Here is a 16,243-nt window from a genome sequence, read left to right as displayed (position 1 = left end):
GAATTGTATAAAATATACATTTTTCTCACATGAAATCATATGGGGTAAGTTCTTCTTCATCCTCTTCAGATGTTGCTTTTTCTTGATTCGTTAATCTTTCTTGTAGCAGTTCTTTCAACGAGGTAAACCGAATGTTCGTATCCAAGGTCTGCACTCCACGAAGAAAAGCATTAACCTCACCGCAAATGATTAAAGATTGTTTACTTCTAGTTATGGCTGTATACAGTAGGTTTTTGCGAAGCATGCGATTATACGTTGACAACACCGGCAACAAAACGATGGGAAATTCGCTTCCTTGTGATTTATGAATCGAAATACAGTATGCGTGCATGATATTAACATAATCTTTTCGCTCATAAACAACCTCTTTACCATCATAGGCTATAACCAATTGTTCAACATGTTCCGTATTCTCATCTTCTTCAAAAATAGCGACAACTTCCCCAATGTCTCCATTGTAGACATGATCTTCTGGTTGATTAACTAGTTGAATCACTTTATCACCGACACGGTAACATACATCCTGCAGCTTAACTTCACGTTTTTGATTTGTTTTTGGATTAACCAATTGCTGTAAATGTTTATTGATCATGGTTATTCCCGCTTGTGAACGATACATTGGTGCAAGTACTTGTATATCTTTCGTATCAATCCCTTTATTCTTTGCTTTTTCATAAATTGTCACAATTACATCAATCATTTGCTGCTCATGACATGGGATAAAGCTGAAATCCTTATCATTTTGTAATGATTCTACTGTACATTTGTCATTTTTGATCTGATGGGCTAATTGAATAATTTTTGAACCTTCCTTTTGTCGGTACACTTCATTTAAACGGACATATGGAATGAACATACTCCCTAATAAATCACTCAGTACTTGACCTGGTCCGACTGATGGAAGCTGATCCTCATCACCAACTAACAATACTTGCATATCATCAGGAATTGCTTTAAATAAACTGTTAGCAAGCCATATGTCAACCATGGAAAATTCATCAATAATAATAAATTTTCCTGCTAGTTGTTCATGTTGATCTTTTTCAAAACCGTTTTTGCCATCCCACCCCAATAACCGATGGATGGTAACCGCTGGAATGCCAGTCGATTCATTAAGACGCTTTGCTGCACGACCTGTCGGAGCAGTTAAAACAAATGGAAAGTCAGTTTCTGTATCATAATCCTCTGGGTCCATGGAAACAGTGTGAATGGCTGAATATGCTTGTAATATACCCTTAATCACCGTTGTTTTTCCTGTGCCTGGTCCGCCTGTTACAATGGTTATTTTCGAATCAAGTGATTGGTTGATTGCTTTAAACTGTTCTTTTCCATAACTAAGTATTTCCTCTTCTTCAATTTTACCAATTATCGTCATTAATTCAGCTAGCGTTGTTTTTTGCTCAATTGGTTTTGAAATTAATCGTTTTAAATGGGAAGCAAATCCATCCTCTGCATAATAGAGGGAGGGTAAATACACATTTCCATTATGCAAAATAATAATCTTTTCTGTGTTTAGCTCTTCCAATCTACTCTGAATCGTTTCAACTGATAAAGTGAAATCGGCATTGTAGAGCAGACGAATAACTTGCTCCACACAATTGTCTAGTGGTAAATACACGTGCCCATCTTGAACACTCTTTTGCAGAACATAAATACACCCAGCACCAATTCGATTTGGGTGGGTTAATGCTAATCCATTCTGTCTGGCAATTTCATCGGCCTTTTGAAAGCCAAAACCTTCAATATCAAACACATACTGATACGGATCCTCCTCAAGTTTTGTAATGGCATCTTCTTTATATTCCTGGTAAATTTTTTGAGCCATTTTTAACCCAATTCCGTATTTCGCCAAATAGACAACAATATGCTCAAACCCTTGATTTTCTTGCAAGTTCTTAATCAATGTATCTGCTTTGTCCTTTTTAAGACCTGGAACTTCATCTAACATGGATGGCTGATTTAAAATCTTAGAAATAGCATTTTCACCTAAATGGTCAATAATCCGCCCCGCTGTTTTCTTACCAATTCCATGAAATAAATCGCTGGACAGATAGGCAACTAATCCATCTTTTGTATTTGGGATAACTGTTTGATAGGAGGTTACCTGATATTGTAGGCCAAATTTAACATGCCGTTCGAATTGACCATAAAAGCGATACTTTTTACCAGTTTGTAAATTGGAAAAATAGCCTTTTGCTACAACATCTTTTTCATGATAATCTTCATTTGTGTCTTGAACTTTAATTTTTGCAATCGAAAAGTGTTCTGCTTCATTATGAAAAATCGTGTATAAAAGTTCACCAGTAATATAGCCCTGTTCCTCGTCTTTCGTCATTTCCCTTTCATGTACCATCACAACTACCCCACCATCTTACGCTTCGTTATGATTTAACAGTTCGTCCACCATTTTCTTACCATTAGCAGCCAAAACATGCTCCGGCTGAATTTTTAATGCTTCATTAAAATGTTGTAATGCTTCCTCTGCTTTGTCATGGTACAAATCAATAACGCCTAAATTATAGTGTGCGTCACTATGCTCAGCATTACGTTTCAACACATTCTCAAAAACAACTTCGGCATCCGCAATTTGATCGGTTTGTGCTAATGACAAACCATATTGAAATAATAATTCATCATCCTCTTGGTCCAGTTCCGTTGCTCGCATGAGATATGGCAATGCGAGTTTAAATTGCTCTTGTTGTTGTAATGTCAAGCCTAACATATAGAAGACATCCGCTTCCTCTAAGCCCAATTCAATCGCCTTTTGGAAGTTTTCTTGCGCTTTTTCATAAATAGATTGCTCAAAATATACATTTCCTAAACCATAATAGGCTGTAGCTGCAAATTGATCTAGGGTGATTGCTTTTTCAAAAAATGCCTTTGCACGTGCTAGTTCGTTTACATGCACTAATAGATTTCCAAAATTTATATAGCCCAACGGATCATCTGGGTTCGCTTCAATTAATTCATTAAACAATTCAGCAGCCTCTTCGTATTTTCCTTCTTTCATATATGCTATTGCTTGTTGATTTTCATCCATTTTAAACATCCTTTTTCATATACTTGCTACCCACAAAATAAGGACCTTTACTCTCAAGCAACTTGAGAGTGTGATCCTATTTTCATCCAACATAATCAAGGTATTGGTCGTCTTTGATTATTTCATCAATTGTTCCTCCACCAAGACAAACATCTCCATCGTAAAACACAACGGATTGACCAGGTGTTATGGCACGTTCGTTCTCATCGAATACAACACGGAGCCTGCCATTTTCAAGCTGGCTAACCGTGACACCACTATCCTTTTGACGGTAGCGAAATTTCGCTGTACATGTTAATGGATTGGTTAAATCAACCTGACTAATCCAATTAACATCAGAAGCAATTAATCCATCCGAGTACAATGAATCATTGGCAAAGCCTTGTTCAACGTATAATACATTTTCTTTTACATCTTTTCCAACAACAAACCACGGATCACCCGCACCGCCAATTCCTAACCCTTGTCTTTGGCCAATTGTATAATACATGAGCCCATCATGCGTTCCTTTCACTTCTCCTGCCAATGTTTTCATTTTACCAGGTTGTGCAGGTAAATATTCGCTCAAAAAATCTTTGAAATTACGTTCACCGATAAAACATATACCAGTACTGTCTTTTTTCGTTGCTGTCGCCAGGTTATGCTCTTGAGCGATTTTACGCACCTCTGGTTTAGGCAAATGGCCCAATGGGAACATTACTTTCGCTAATACATCTTCCGTTAATTGATTCAAGAAATAAGTTTGATCCTTATTGTCATCAATACCACGCAGCATTTCATAGTGCCCGTCACGATAGCGGACTTGTGCATAGTGTCCTGTTGCTAAATAATCAGCTCCAAGTGACATCGCGTGTTCCAAAAATGCCTTAAATTTAATTTCTTTATTACACATGACATCGGGATTCGGTGTTCTTCCCGCTTTGTATTCATCAAGGAAATAAGTGAAAACTTTATCCCAATATTGTTTCTCAAAATTGACCGCATAATATGGTATACCAATTTGATTACATACGCGGACAACATCGTCAAAATCTTCGGTTGCTGTGCATATGCCATTTTCATCCGTGTCGTCCCAATTTTTCATAAAAATACCGACAACATCATACCCTTGTTCCTTTAACAGTAAGGCAGCTACAGATGAATCAACACCACCACTCATGCCAACAATTACCCGAGTATCTTTTTTACTTTTCATGTTGCTCACCACCTTAGTTTGAAGTTAGTCGTTTCACAATTGCTGCCACACGTGTTGCTGCTTCTTTTACATTTTCCGTTGTATTAAAGGAACCAAAACTAAATCGAATCGAGTTCGTAGTTCGGTCGTCTTCACTTCCGTACATCGCAGCTAAAACATGGGATGGTTCTACAGACCCAGCGGTACAGGCACTTCCACTGGAAGCGGCAATCCCCGCTAAATCAAAATTTGTTAATAATGCTTCCACATTTGTTCCTGGAAAGCTAATATTTAAAATAGATGCTACCTGCGACTCAGGATCACCATTTAGTTGAAAGGTGATTTGTTCCTCATCAAGTACTCCGAGAAATAGCTGTTTATAATCTGTGTACTGCTTAACACGATGAGTTTTAGTTTCAGTTGCTAATTCTACTGCTTTTTGAAAACCAACAGCACTTACAACATTCTCTGTTCCTGCACGACGTTTTCTTTCCTGCTCACCGCCAAATTGCAATGCATGTAGTTTCACACTATTATCTACATACAAAAACCCAATTCCTTTTGGTCCGTTAATTTTATGGGAAGACACAGAAAGGAGATTAACCCCTAGTTTTTTTACATCTAATTCCATCAATCCATATGCTTGTACAGCATCTGTGTGAAAATAAGCCTGGTGGTCATACAGTAATTGTCCGATTTCCTGAATTGGTTGTTTAACTCCCGTTTCATTGTTAACAGTCATAATGGTGACAAGAATGGTATCGTCTGTCAATGCCTCTCTTAAATCGTCCAATGCAATTTTCCCATCTTGATATACAGGCAAATACGTTATACGAAATCCATTCTTCTCCAAATATTCTGCGGTACGCAATGTAGCATGGTGTTCCTGAACGGTAGTAATAATATGGTTGCCTTTATGCTGGTTAGCCATTGCAGTCCCTATTATCGCCAAATTGTCTGCTTCCGTTCCGCCACTTGTAAAAATTATTTCTTTTTCGTTGGCACCAATACTACGGGCCATAGTTTCTCTAGCTTCATCCAAGTAACGTCTCGCTTTGCGTCCAAATGAATGAATACTGGATGGATTGCCAAACACTTCTTCATATATTGGATACATGGCTTCCATAACGCGTTTATCAACTGGTGCTGTTGCAGCATGATCCAAATAAATATGCTCCATTTTTTACCTTTCCTTCCTATCCGTAAAGACCTTAAATATAAAACATATAAGGTTCTTGTTGTTGATCATTTTCATGATTTTTTAAGTCAGTTAATGTCGTTGTATCTAATACATCCTTCACTGCATCCCTTACTCGCAGCCATAATGCCTGTTTAGCTGGTTCCTCTTCTTCGATACCTTCAACAAGCGTAATTGGTCCTTCCAAAACACGGATAATATCACCTGCTGTAATTTCATCCGGCTCCTTTGCTAAAACATAGCCACCATATGCCCCACGGACACTTTTAACTAATCCAGCATTACGCAGTGGTGACGCTAATTGTTCCAAATAATGTTCCGATAATTTTTTATCACGGGCAATTTGCTTTAAAGAAATTGGACCATCACCAAATTTTCTTGCAAGCTCGATCATGATCGTCAGACCATACCGCCCCTTCGTTGATATTTTCATTTATGACACCTCAATTGATTGCTTTCAATTCATTTGTTTTATTGTAATACATATAATTATAGCATGAATAGGCTGTTCCTTGCATTTTTACAAGACTACAATTAGGCTTAATTATACAAACCATTATTATAGAGCGTGTTCAAAAAGGAGGATAAAAAGGACCGAGAAATTCGAGGCGGCGTAGTTTCGAGCAGCGGAATGTATGTATTTAGATACATGAGCAGCGGAGAAACAAGCCAACGAGCTTCCACAGGATGTGGTGACTTCAACGTTCGACACAGGACGTGTCGGTAATTAGTTGAAGTTCCCCTTTAAAGATGTGTCATTTTTACCGGACTTTTTGAACAACCTCTTATATACAAAGGAAGATTAAAATGAAACAGAAACCACTTGCCTATCGGATGCGTCCAACCCATATAGATGAAATAATTGGACAAGCCCACCTTGTTGGTGAGGGTAAAATCGTAAAACGTATGGTTGAAGCAGAGCAACTGGCATCCATGATTTTGTTTGGCCCTCCAGGTACCGGGAAGACATCGATGGCTGTAGCATTAGCTAAAACACTTGGCATACCTGTTAAAATGCTTAATGCAGTAGTTGATAAAAAGAAAGATATGGAAATCGTTGTGGAAGAAGCGAAAATGACTGGCCAAGTTGTCTTAGTCCTTGATGAAGTTCACCGCCTAGATAAAGCCAAACAAGACTTCTTATTGCCTTATGTTGAAAGTAATTTGCTTACATTAATTGGTTGTACAACAAGTAACCCATATCACTCTATTAATCCAGCGATTCGCTCAAGATGTCATTTATTTGAATTGCATGGTTTAACAGCAACAGATATTAAAACAGCGTTAAATCGATCTATTACTGATAAAGTGAATGGTCTTGGTGAACGTGATGTTGTTATTACTGATGATGCACTAGATCACTTCGCTTTTGCTGCCAATGGTGACATGAGATCTGCACTTAACGGGCTGGAATTAGCTGTTTCTTCAACACCTAAAAATGAAAATCATCAGATCTCTATTACACTTGGAGTCGCAGAAGAGTGTATGCAAAAGAAAAGTTTCTCTCATGATAAAGATGGTGACGCGCATTATGACGTCCTTTCTGCTTTCCAGAAATCGATAAGAGGCAGTGATGTCAATGCCGCCCTTCACTATTTAGGTAGATTGATTGAAGCAGGAGATTTAGATAGTATCGCACGAAGAATGATTGTTTGTGCTTATGAAGACATCGGACTCGCCAATCCTCAAGCAGGGCCACGCGCAGTTCATGCTGTTCAGGCTGCTGAGCGTTTAGGCTTTCCTGAAGCCCGCATCCCGCTTTCGGTTGCGATTGTTGAATTATGTTTATCACCAAAATCCAATACCGCTTATAAAGCATTAGATGCAGCATTGGCCGACATACGCAACGGTAAAACTGGCGACATACCAAAACATTTGAAGGACTCCCATTATCAAGGTGCAAAAAATCTTGGCCGAGGTGTTGACTATAAATATCCACATAACTATGAAAGCGGCTGGATTAGCCAACAGTATCTACCTGATGCGATAAAAAACCGTCACTATTACCAGCCAAAGGACTCCGGAAAATTCGAACATGCATTAAAACAAGTATATGAAAAAATCCAAAACGACAACAACAATGTAAACTAGTTGGTATAATTCCTTTTTCGAGCGGTCACAATAGATACTAGATAAATAAATCTATGGAATTATGATGGTTATTCGAAAAAGGAGATGAACGAATTGGTTAAAGTTAGACAAGACGCTTGGTCACATGAAGACGACTTGTTATTGGCAGAAACGGTTTTACGCCATATTAGAGAAGGTAGTACCCAATTAAACGCATTTGAAGAAGTTGGTGACAAATTAAATCGCACCTCGGCCGCTTGTGGATTTCGTTGGAACGCCGAAGTAAGACAAAAATACGATCATGCTATTGATCTGGCAAAAAGGCAACGAAAAGAAAAGAAACGGGCTATCGCTGCAAATACAGAGAAACAAAAAGAGCCTGTCGTTTCTTTATCCCAACACAATGAAGTAATAACGCAAAATGATGGAGAAATATTACAAAACATCATAGACAACAATCCGATAGAAAACAAACCTATCGAAACAACAACGGAAGAACCGACACTAACGATGGATATGGTTATACGATTTCTCAAGGAAGTGAAAAAAGACTATCATGCTTCTAATCAATCAAAACGAAATCTAGAAGAAACACAAAAAGAAAATACGTTACTTCGAGATCATGTAAGTGAATTAGAAAAAAAATTAGCTCAAACTGAAGAACAACTGACCACCATTCAGGAAGATTATCAAGTATTCATGCAAATTATGGACCGTGCCAGAAAAATGACGGTCTTTGAGGATCAAGGGACAATGAAACCACCAGCATTTCGCATGGACAAGAATGGAAATCTACAACAAATTGCCCAAAGCTCTGGTCAATAAAAAACTCTTCCATTACGGAAGAGTTTTTTATTGTTAACCTACACGATCTTTGCAAAAATGCAATCCCAATTGTGCCGTTTAATTCCTAGTTTTGATCCCGCTCCATGCAGGTGGGTGCCCTGTTCTATACGTTGTACGTCCTCGGGTTAAGTAAGTAGAGGCATGCACGCAGCACAAAAACTCTAAAAGCTCCCGTTCATAAAAATGTTCGGTCAAAACAAATATATAAACGTACACATCAGGATTGACAGCAAATTGCAAACTAATTACTCATGTAGCAACAAGTACCTGTTCTTTATCTGTAAGTATATCATAGCATACACCGTCAGTTTTTTCAATATTGATCATTATGAAAAAAGGATTACAATTTTTACAGCTTTACGACATTTTGTTATTTTCATCATATTTTTCCTGTAGCTGAATAGATAGTTCATCTAATTGGCCGGAGCTAACTCCACTTGGTGCATCAGTAAGTAAGTCTGATGCAGAAGCTGTTTTAGGAAATAGAATGGTATCGCGTAAATTCGTTCTGCCTGCTAACAGCATGATAATTCGATCTAGACCAAGTGCGATTCCGCCATGTGGTGGTGCACCGTATTCTAATGCGTCAAGCAAAAAGCCAAATTGTTCTTCTGCAGATTCTTTTGAAAATCCTAATACTTCAAACATTTTATCCTGCTGTTCTCGTTTGTAATTACGTAGTGAACCACCACCAAGTTCATATCCATTCAAGACAAGGTCATAAGCTACTGCACGGACGCTTCCAGGATCAGTCGTTAATTTATCCATATCTGCTTCAACTGGCATCGTAAATGGATGATGTGCAGCAAAATATCTTTCGGCATCCTCATCATATTCCAACAATGGCCAATCGGTAACCCAAAGGAAATTAAACTTCGTCTCATCAATCAGTTTTAATTCCTTTCCTAGCTTTAGTCTCAAAGCGCCTAAACTGTCATAAACAACTGAAGTCTTATCCGCACAAAATAACAATAGATCACCATCAGTTGCCTCAGCACGAGTAATCAACCCAGCCTTTTCATCATCCGATAAAAATTTAGCAATTGGTCCTTTTAACTCGCTACCTTCTAGTTTCAACCATGCTAACCCCTTGGCACCATAAACTTTCACAAAGTCTGTTAGCTTATCAATATCTTTTCTCGAAAAATTAGTGGCCTGATTTTTGACATTTAACAAGCCAACATTACCACCAGCTTCGATTGCTCCCTGGAATACTTTAAAAGAAGAATCCTTTACTATATCTGCTATATGAATAAGTTCCATTGCAAATCTTGTATCTGGTTTATCTGATCCATACCGCTTCATTGCTTCATCATAGCGCAACCGTGGTAGTGGTAATGTTATATCAATATCTTTTACCTCTTTCATGACCTTCTTCATCATATTTTCAGTCATTTCCATGATTTCATCACTTGTCATAAATGATGTTTCAATATCGATCTGAGTAAATTCCGGTTGTCTGTCCGCTCGCAAATCTTCATCACGAAAACAACGGGCAATCTGATAGTATTTCTCAAAACCAGACATCATAATTAATTGTTTAAATAATTGCGGTGATTGTGGCAGTGCATAAAATTCACCTGCATGTACTCGACTTGGAACAAGGTAATCTCGTGCACCCTCTGGCGTACTTTTAGTCAAAATAGGTGTTTCCATTTCCAAAAATCCATCCTGATTCAAAAAGTCACGAATAGCCTGTGTTGTTTTATGACGAAGTTTAAATGTATCTTGTAAAGTAGCTCTTCGCAAGTCAATGTAACGATATTTTAACCGTAAATCCTCACTAACATCTGTTTCATCCTGAATCATGAATGGTGGGTTTTTCGACTTGTTTAAAATAGTTAATTCTTCCGCTAAAACCTCAATACTTCCTGTTGCCATTGCATCGTTTATAGTGGATTCTTCACGATGAACCACTTTACCCTTTATTTCTACCACATACTCACTTCGAACATTCTCAGCAATTGCCAAGGCTTCTTCTGAAGTAGCTGGATTAAAGACGACCTGGACAATCCCTGATTTATCACGCAAATCAATAAAAATTAATCCACCCAAATCACGACGCTTTTGTACCCATCCCTTAAGCAAAACATCCTGATCGATATGATTTGTTGTTATTGTTCCCGCTAGTATTCGTTTGTTCATCATTATTTTCCTCCTTGCAGCAAATCTTTCATTTGGTCAGTTACCTCAGCAATTGGAATTTCCTTTTGTTCACCGGTTTCCATTGACTTTACATTAATGACTTGATTTGCTAGTTCTTCTTCACCCAAAATCAGGACAAATTTAGCATGTAATCGGTCAGCAGTTTTAAATTGCGCCTTCATTTTTCGGCCCTGATAATCTTTATCAACTTGTATCCCCTGTTTTCTCAATTCATGGACAAGGCGAACAGCTTGTTTTTCTGCTTCCTCACCAACGGCAACGAAATAGCAGTCTAATGTATCATCAACCGGAATCGAAACTTTTTCTGCTTCCAGCGCTAACATTAATCGTTCAATTCCAAGGCCAAAGCCAATTCCTGGTGTACTTGGGCCACCTAAATCTTCTGCTAGACCATTATATCGTCCACCACCAGCAAGTGTCGTAATCGCGCCAAACCCTTCTGCATCACTCATAATTTCAAATGCTGTGTGATTGTAATAATCTAAACCACGGACCAGATTTTTATCAACGGTAAACGGAATCTCCATCATCGTCAAATATTCTTGGACTTGATTAAAATACGTTCTAGATTCATCATTTAAATAGTCTAGAATGGATGGTGCTGTTTGCATCGCCGGATGTTCACGATCTTTCTTACAATCTAGAATGCGCAACGGATTTTGTGTGAGCCGTGCCTGACAATCGGTACATAATTCCTCTTTATGCGGTGAAAAGTGCTCAACCAAAGCCTGACGATAGTTTTGCCTGCTTTCATTATCTCCCAGACTATTGATCACAAGCTTTAGTGACTTTAGGCCAAGCTCTTGGTAACATGTCATGGCAAGGCCAATTGCTTCAGCATCAACAGCTGGATCCGCACTTCCCAGTACCTCTACACCAAATTGATTTAACTGACGCATGCGACCATGTTGTGGTCGTTCATAGCGAAACATCTGACCAAAATAATATAGTTTGACTGGTTGTACCGGTGAACCATACAATTTATTTTGCACAAACGCCCGAACTACGGAAGCTGTACCTTCTGGACGAAGTGTTATACTTCTTCCTCCGCGATCAAGAAACGTATACATTTCCTTCTGAACAATATCCGTTGAATCTCCCACACCCCGTTCGAATAACTCTGTATGTTCGAACAATGGTGTGCGAATTTCCTGATAATGAAAGCGACTGCAAATCGTTTTAATCGTATTTTCGACATATTGCCATTTCCATGAATCCTTCGGTAAAATATCAACCGTTCCACGTGGTGCATTGATATTCATCGTAAAACCCCCAATTTTTAGTTAAATGTTTTAGCATACAAAAAACTCCCATCCCTTTTTATAAAAAAGGGACGAGAGTTCACCCGCGTTGCCACCCTAGTTGATGCAATAGCTGCATCCGCTCTTCACAGTTAACGCCCGCAAAACGTCCATACCTACTTATTAAATGATAGAAGCAAACTGCGACAAATAGCTATTTACTCTGTTTTGAGCTTCTATTCATTGTTCAGTATCGATCCTAAGGAATGTCTTTCAATAGGTCATAATGTGAAAATGTTCTCAGCCGATGACATCTTCTCTCTTTTCATCTGATTCCTAATTACTTTTTCCCTCAATGGTTTCTTGTATATAATCCATTTACTCGTTTGTTGAATGACTATAATCATAATCTGTCTAAAAAAGAATGTCAAGCACGATTAATTTTTTTCTTTAACATTTTTACTTCACCTAAAGAAATGCCTAATTCTTGCGCTATTTCCATATGGTTCGCATGATCTTCAAGTTCCATAAACCGATGTAGATTTACACCAAAAATGTCTTTATTTTGCGTAGAATTCCATTGTTTTTCAGTATATCGCATACGATCATTTCCTCCCATAAGATTATCTTTGCCTAAATAGAGGATTTTTATTAAAATAAGACAAAATGATAGTGAATAATAACTAGGGGGGGATGATTTGCGTATTTTGCCAATAGCCTTGCTTATTCTCAGTCTGTTTCTCGTGCTCTCATCAAGTTCATCAAGTGTTTATGCAAACAGTGTCACAGCACCAAAAACCATCACCATCCCATATGAACACACCCAAATCCGTAATGGTCCTTCAACTGACGATGAAATAATCCATTTCGCCAAAAAAGGTACCACATTTGACGTTCTTGCGGACACAATGGAATGGTATAAAATTTCTAACGATGAAATTACAGGATTTGTGTACAAACAATTAGTTGACAGGCAGCAGGCTGCAACTAGTAAAGGGATTGAAAACAAAACAATTGTAGTTGATGCTGGACATGGCGGAAATGATGTTGGGGCAATCGGCGCATCTGGAGTATTTGAGAAAAACCTTACATATAAAACAGCGTTAACCTTACAACAAGAGCTCACTGCGCTTGGAGCAAACGTTATATTAACAAGACAAAAAGATCAATACATTTCACTAGCTAGCCGAACAAGCCTTACCAATGTAACTGACGCGGATGCATTTGTGAGCATTCATTATAATAGCGTCCCTCAAATACCTGAAGCCACTGGAATTGGGACATATTATTATCAAGATTATAATCAATCATTAGCAAACAATATACAGACCGAATTGATAAAAGAAACAAACGCTAATGACCGGGGTACTGCTTTTGGTGACTACCAAGTGATCAGACAAAACCTTAAACCAGCAGTGCTAATCGAACTTGGGTTTATCTCTAACCAAAATAAAGAACAACTATTATTAACAGATGCCTATCAGAAGCTATTGGTAAATGGAATCATCAGTGGCCTTACTAAATATTTTTACGAATGAAGGTCTGACCCCCAGGGGACAGACCTTCACAATAGGTGTTCTATTATTTATCTTTGCTATCTACGATCATTGTAACAGGGCCAACATTAGTAAATTGGACATCCATCATTGCCCCAAATTCACCTGTTGCAACGGTGATTCCTTGCTCCGTGATTAATTTATTAAAATACTGATACAAATTGTTTGCATCATCTGGCTTTGCAGCTTGAAGAAAGTTCGGCCGCCTTCCTTTTCTTGTATCACCATACAATGTGAATTGCGATATGGACAATAGGCTGCCCTCAACATCTTTCAATGATAAGTTCATTTTGTCGTTTTCATCTTCAAAAATTCGCATATGGATGATTTTGTTCACCAAATATGCTGCATCATCCTCTGTATCATCATGGGTAACCCCAAGCAACACAACAAAACCATGATCAATTGAACCGATTGTTTCCCCGTTCACTGATACACTGGCATCACGTGCACGCTGAATAACAGCTTTCATGATATCTCTCCTTCACCACGCACAATGGGAAAAAGAAAATCCCGATTACATGCGTTTCACTTTATTGCAATGTTCGTGTCACCGTATAGACATCTTTGATTTGCTTAATTCGTTCGACAATTTTCCGTAAATGGCCTGTATTATGAATAAGGATTGTAATATTAATGATTGCCATTTTATTTCGGTCTGATCGGCCATTTACTTGGGTAATATTTGTTTTCGTTTCATTAACGGCCTGTAGCACCTCATTTAACAAACCTCTGCGGTCATACCCCGAGATTTCTAAATCAACATGATATTGTTTCTTCTCGGTTTGATCTTTCTCCCATTGAACATGTAAATACCGTTGCTGTGCTTCTTCTGTTTGCACATTCGGACAGTCAGCACGATGCACCGAGACACCTCGACCTTTCGTAATATAGCCAACAATAGCATCGCCAGGTACAGGGTTACAACATTTGGATAGCCGGACTAATAGGTTGTCAACACCTTCGACTTTTACACCTGAATCGCGTTTATGGGTCTTTTTTTCCTTCACTTCCGTTTTTACTTCTTCAAGCGTTTGGGAAAGCTCCTGTTCCTTTTGTTTCGTCTGTCTTATCTTATCAGAAAGACGAGTGGCGATTAATGCAGCGGTTATTCCTTGATAGCCAACAGCTGCATACATGTCATCCTCGTTCATAAAATTGAATTTATCGAAAACACGCTGCAAATTTTCTTGCGTCAACACTTCTTTTGGTTCAAGCGTCAATGCTCGTATCTCTTTATCGACTAATTCTTTCCCTTTAACGATGTTTTCTTCACGCCGTTGTTTCTTAAAAAACTGTTTGATTTTATTCTTAGCCTGCGATGTTTGGGTAATTTTCAGCCAATCTTGTGATGGACCATACGAATGTTTCGAGGTCATCATTTCAATAATATCACCATTTTTTAGTTTATAATCAAGCGGCTCCATTTTACCATTGATTTTTGCACCAATTGTCTGGTTTCCTATCTCAGTGTGAATTTTGTAAGCAAAATCCAGCGGAACAGAACCGGACGGCAACTCAATCACATCACCCTTTGGGGTAAAAACATAAACCATGTCAGAAAATAAATCAACTTTCAACGATTCCATAAATTCTTCCGCATCATGTGTTTCATTCTGCCATTCAAGAATTTCTCTAAACCAGGTCAATTTCTCTTCAAATGACTTTTTATCCTTATTTAATTGGCGTCCTTCTTTGTATGCCCAGTGCGCAGCAATTCCATATTCGGCAATTTCGTGCATTTCTTTGGTACGGATTTGAACTTCAAGTGGATCCCCTTTAGGTCCAATAACAGTTGTATGCAAGGATTGATAAAGATTAGGTTTGGGCATGGCGATATAATCTTTAAACCTACCTGGCATTGGTTTCCAGCAAGTATGAATGATTCCCAACACCGCATAACAATCCTTGATACTATTTACAATAATCCTTACTGCTAACAAATCGTATATTTCATTAAATTGTTTATTCTGTTTAACCATTTTCCTATATATACTGTACAAATGTTTTGGTCTTCCGGAGATATCCGCTTTAATATTAACATCTTTGAGCTGTTCATTAACCTCGTCCATTACATCTTTAATATAGGTTTCACGCTGCTCTCGTTTTTGCTTCATAAGCTGAACAATACGGTAATATTGTTGCGGATTTAAATAACGTAATGCTGTATCCTCTAATTCCCATTTAATTGTTGAAATACCAAGGCGGTGTGCTAGCGGAGCAAAAATTTCCAATGTTTCGTTGGAAATTCGTCGTTGCTTTTCAGGTTTTAAATGCTTTAATGTTCGCATATTATGCAAACGATCAGCGAGTTTAATTAAAATAACTCGAATATCTTTTGCCATTGCTACAAACATTTTTCGATGGTTTTCCGCTTGGATAGCTTCTTTTGATTTGTATTTAATCTTACCTAATTTCGTTACACCATCAACAAGCATAGCAACTTCATGATTGAATTCTGACTCAATTTGTTCTAGCGTAATGTTCGTATCTTCCACAACATCATGCAAAAAGCCCCCAGCGATCGTCTCTGGATCCATCTCAAGTTCTACCAAAATACCTGCAACTTGAATCGGATGGATAATATATGGCTCACCGGATTTTCGAAATTGATCATGATGAGCCTTATTTGCAAATTCATATGCGCGACGAACAAAAGCAGTATCTTCTTCTGAAAGATAAAGGCTAGCCTTGTCTATCACATTTTCAATTGTCATAATAGCTTCCTTTGCCATGTAATCACCTTTATTCGTTGCTTTAGAATTCTATGATAAGTCCGTTTTAATACTTTTGTCTAGTAGAAGATGTTCAAAAGGTTAGCCTAAATTTAACTTCTAAACCAACCTCTGTAAATTGAATATTATCTCTCTATTATATATAAATACATTCCATTTTAACAACCTTTGCGTAACCGATTTTTAATACTTTATTCCTTAGGGCTCTTTTCGTGCA

At 38.1% G+C, this 16,243-nt stretch carries 13 protein-coding genes, 1 other RNA gene and 1 other annotated feature; of the genes, 3 read left to right on the top strand and 11 right to left on the bottom strand.

Annotated elements, in window-relative coordinates:
• Window positions 1-25 precede the first annotated feature (25 nt).
• The 5 genes from recD2 to cymR all read right to left on the bottom strand — a co-directional run bounded on the left by recD2 (window position 26) and on the right by cymR (window position 5,845).
• Window positions 26-2,353, bottom strand: coding sequence for an SF1B family DNA helicase RecD2 (recD2, locus tag ACW2QC_RS16165; RefSeq protein WP_457544976.1), 2,328 nt, complete (start codon window positions 2,351-2,353; stop codon window positions 26-28).
• Window positions 2,354-2,371: 18 nt separating this feature from the next.
• Entirely contained in the window at window positions 2,372-3,040 is a 669-nt protein-coding gene (locus tag ACW2QC_RS16160; RefSeq protein WP_457544975.1) for a tetratricopeptide repeat protein, read from the bottom strand.
• 82 nt (window positions 3,041-3,122) lie between these two features.
• The gene (mnmA, locus tag ACW2QC_RS16155) at window positions 3,123-4,235 is read right to left on the bottom strand and encodes a tRNA 2-thiouridine(34) synthase MnmA (RefSeq protein ID WP_457544974.1); all 1,113 of its coding nucleotides are present in this window, start codon (window positions 4,233-4,235) and stop codon (window positions 3,123-3,125) included.
• Between the two features lie 13 nt (window positions 4,236-4,248).
• The gene (locus tag ACW2QC_RS16150; protein WP_457544973.1) at window positions 4,249-5,394 is read right to left on the bottom strand and encodes a cysteine desulfurase family protein; all 1,146 of its coding nucleotides are present in this window, start codon (window positions 5,392-5,394) and stop codon (window positions 4,249-4,251) included.
• Window positions 5,395-5,425: 31 nt separating this feature from the next.
• Window positions 5,426-5,845, bottom strand: coding sequence for a cysteine metabolism transcriptional regulator CymR (gene cymR / locus ACW2QC_RS16145; RefSeq protein WP_457544972.1), 420 nt, complete (start codon window positions 5,843-5,845; stop codon window positions 5,426-5,428).
• Between the two features lie 374 nt (window positions 5,846-6,219).
• On the opposite strand from cymR, the gene ACW2QC_RS16140 reads away from it, so the two are divergent.
• Together ACW2QC_RS16140 and ACW2QC_RS16135 are read left to right on the top strand one after the other, a co-directional pair.
• Window positions 6,220-7,503, top strand: coding sequence for a replication-associated recombination protein A (locus ACW2QC_RS16140; protein ID WP_457544971.1), 1,284 nt, complete (start codon window positions 6,220-6,222; stop codon window positions 7,501-7,503).
• A 93-nt stretch (window positions 7,504-7,596) separates the two neighbouring features.
• On the top strand, window positions 7,597-8,307 hold the full coding sequence (locus ACW2QC_RS16135; RefSeq protein WP_457544970.1) for an RsfA family transcriptional regulator: 711 nt from the start codon (window positions 7,597-7,599) through the stop codon (window positions 8,305-8,307).
• 58 nt (window positions 8,308-8,365) lie between these two features.
• Here ACW2QC_RS16135 and ssrS read toward each other — a convergent pair.
• The 4 genes from ssrS to ACW2QC_RS16115 all read right to left on the bottom strand — a co-directional run bounded on the left by ssrS (window position 8,366) and on the right by ACW2QC_RS16115 (window position 12,336).
• Window positions 8,366-8,555: non-coding RNA, 6S RNA (gene ssrS / locus ACW2QC_RS16130), on the bottom strand.
• 130 nt (window positions 8,556-8,685) lie between these two features.
• Entirely contained in the window at window positions 8,686-10,473 is a 1,788-nt protein-coding gene (gene aspS / locus ACW2QC_RS16125) for an aspartate--tRNA ligase (RefSeq protein WP_457545013.1), read from the bottom strand.
• A 2-nt stretch (window positions 10,474-10,475) separates the two neighbouring features.
• Window positions 10,476-11,756 (bottom strand): histidine--tRNA ligase, encoded by a 1,281-nt coding sequence (gene hisS, locus ACW2QC_RS16120; RefSeq protein ID WP_457544969.1) that lies wholly within the window; start codon window positions 11,754-11,756, stop codon window positions 10,476-10,478.
• A gap of 64 nt (window positions 11,757-11,820) precedes the next feature.
• Window positions 11,821-12,100, bottom strand: a binding site (T-box leader).
• 62 nt (window positions 12,101-12,162) lie between these two features.
• A complete protein-coding gene (locus tag ACW2QC_RS16115) occupies window positions 12,163-12,336 on the bottom strand; it encodes a hypothetical protein (RefSeq protein WP_457544968.1) in 174 nt (57 codons plus the stop codon).
• Window positions 12,337-12,433: 97 nt separating this feature from the next.
• Here ACW2QC_RS16115 and ACW2QC_RS16110 point away from each other — a divergent pair, with 97 nt between their 5' ends.
• On the top strand, window positions 12,434-13,273 hold the full coding sequence (locus tag ACW2QC_RS16110) for an N-acetylmuramoyl-L-alanine amidase (RefSeq protein ID WP_457544967.1): 840 nt from the start codon (window positions 12,434-12,436) through the stop codon (window positions 13,271-13,273).
• 43 nt (window positions 13,274-13,316) lie between these two features.
• On the opposite strand, the gene dtd is transcribed toward ACW2QC_RS16110, so the two are convergent.
• The gene (gene dtd, locus ACW2QC_RS16105) at window positions 13,317-13,763 is read right to left on the bottom strand and encodes a D-aminoacyl-tRNA deacylase (protein ID WP_457544966.1); all 447 of its coding nucleotides are present in this window, start codon (window positions 13,761-13,763) and stop codon (window positions 13,317-13,319) included.
• Between the two features lie 61 nt (window positions 13,764-13,824).
• Entirely contained in the window at window positions 13,825-16,026 is a 2,202-nt protein-coding gene (locus tag ACW2QC_RS16100; protein ID WP_457544965.1) for a RelA/SpoT family protein, read from the bottom strand.
• Between the last annotated feature and the right edge of the window lie 217 nt (window positions 16,027-16,243).

The sequence above is a fragment of the Virgibacillus sp. FSP13 genome (assembly GCF_054048505.1).
This window is presented reverse-complemented; position numbering and strand designations above follow the sequence as displayed.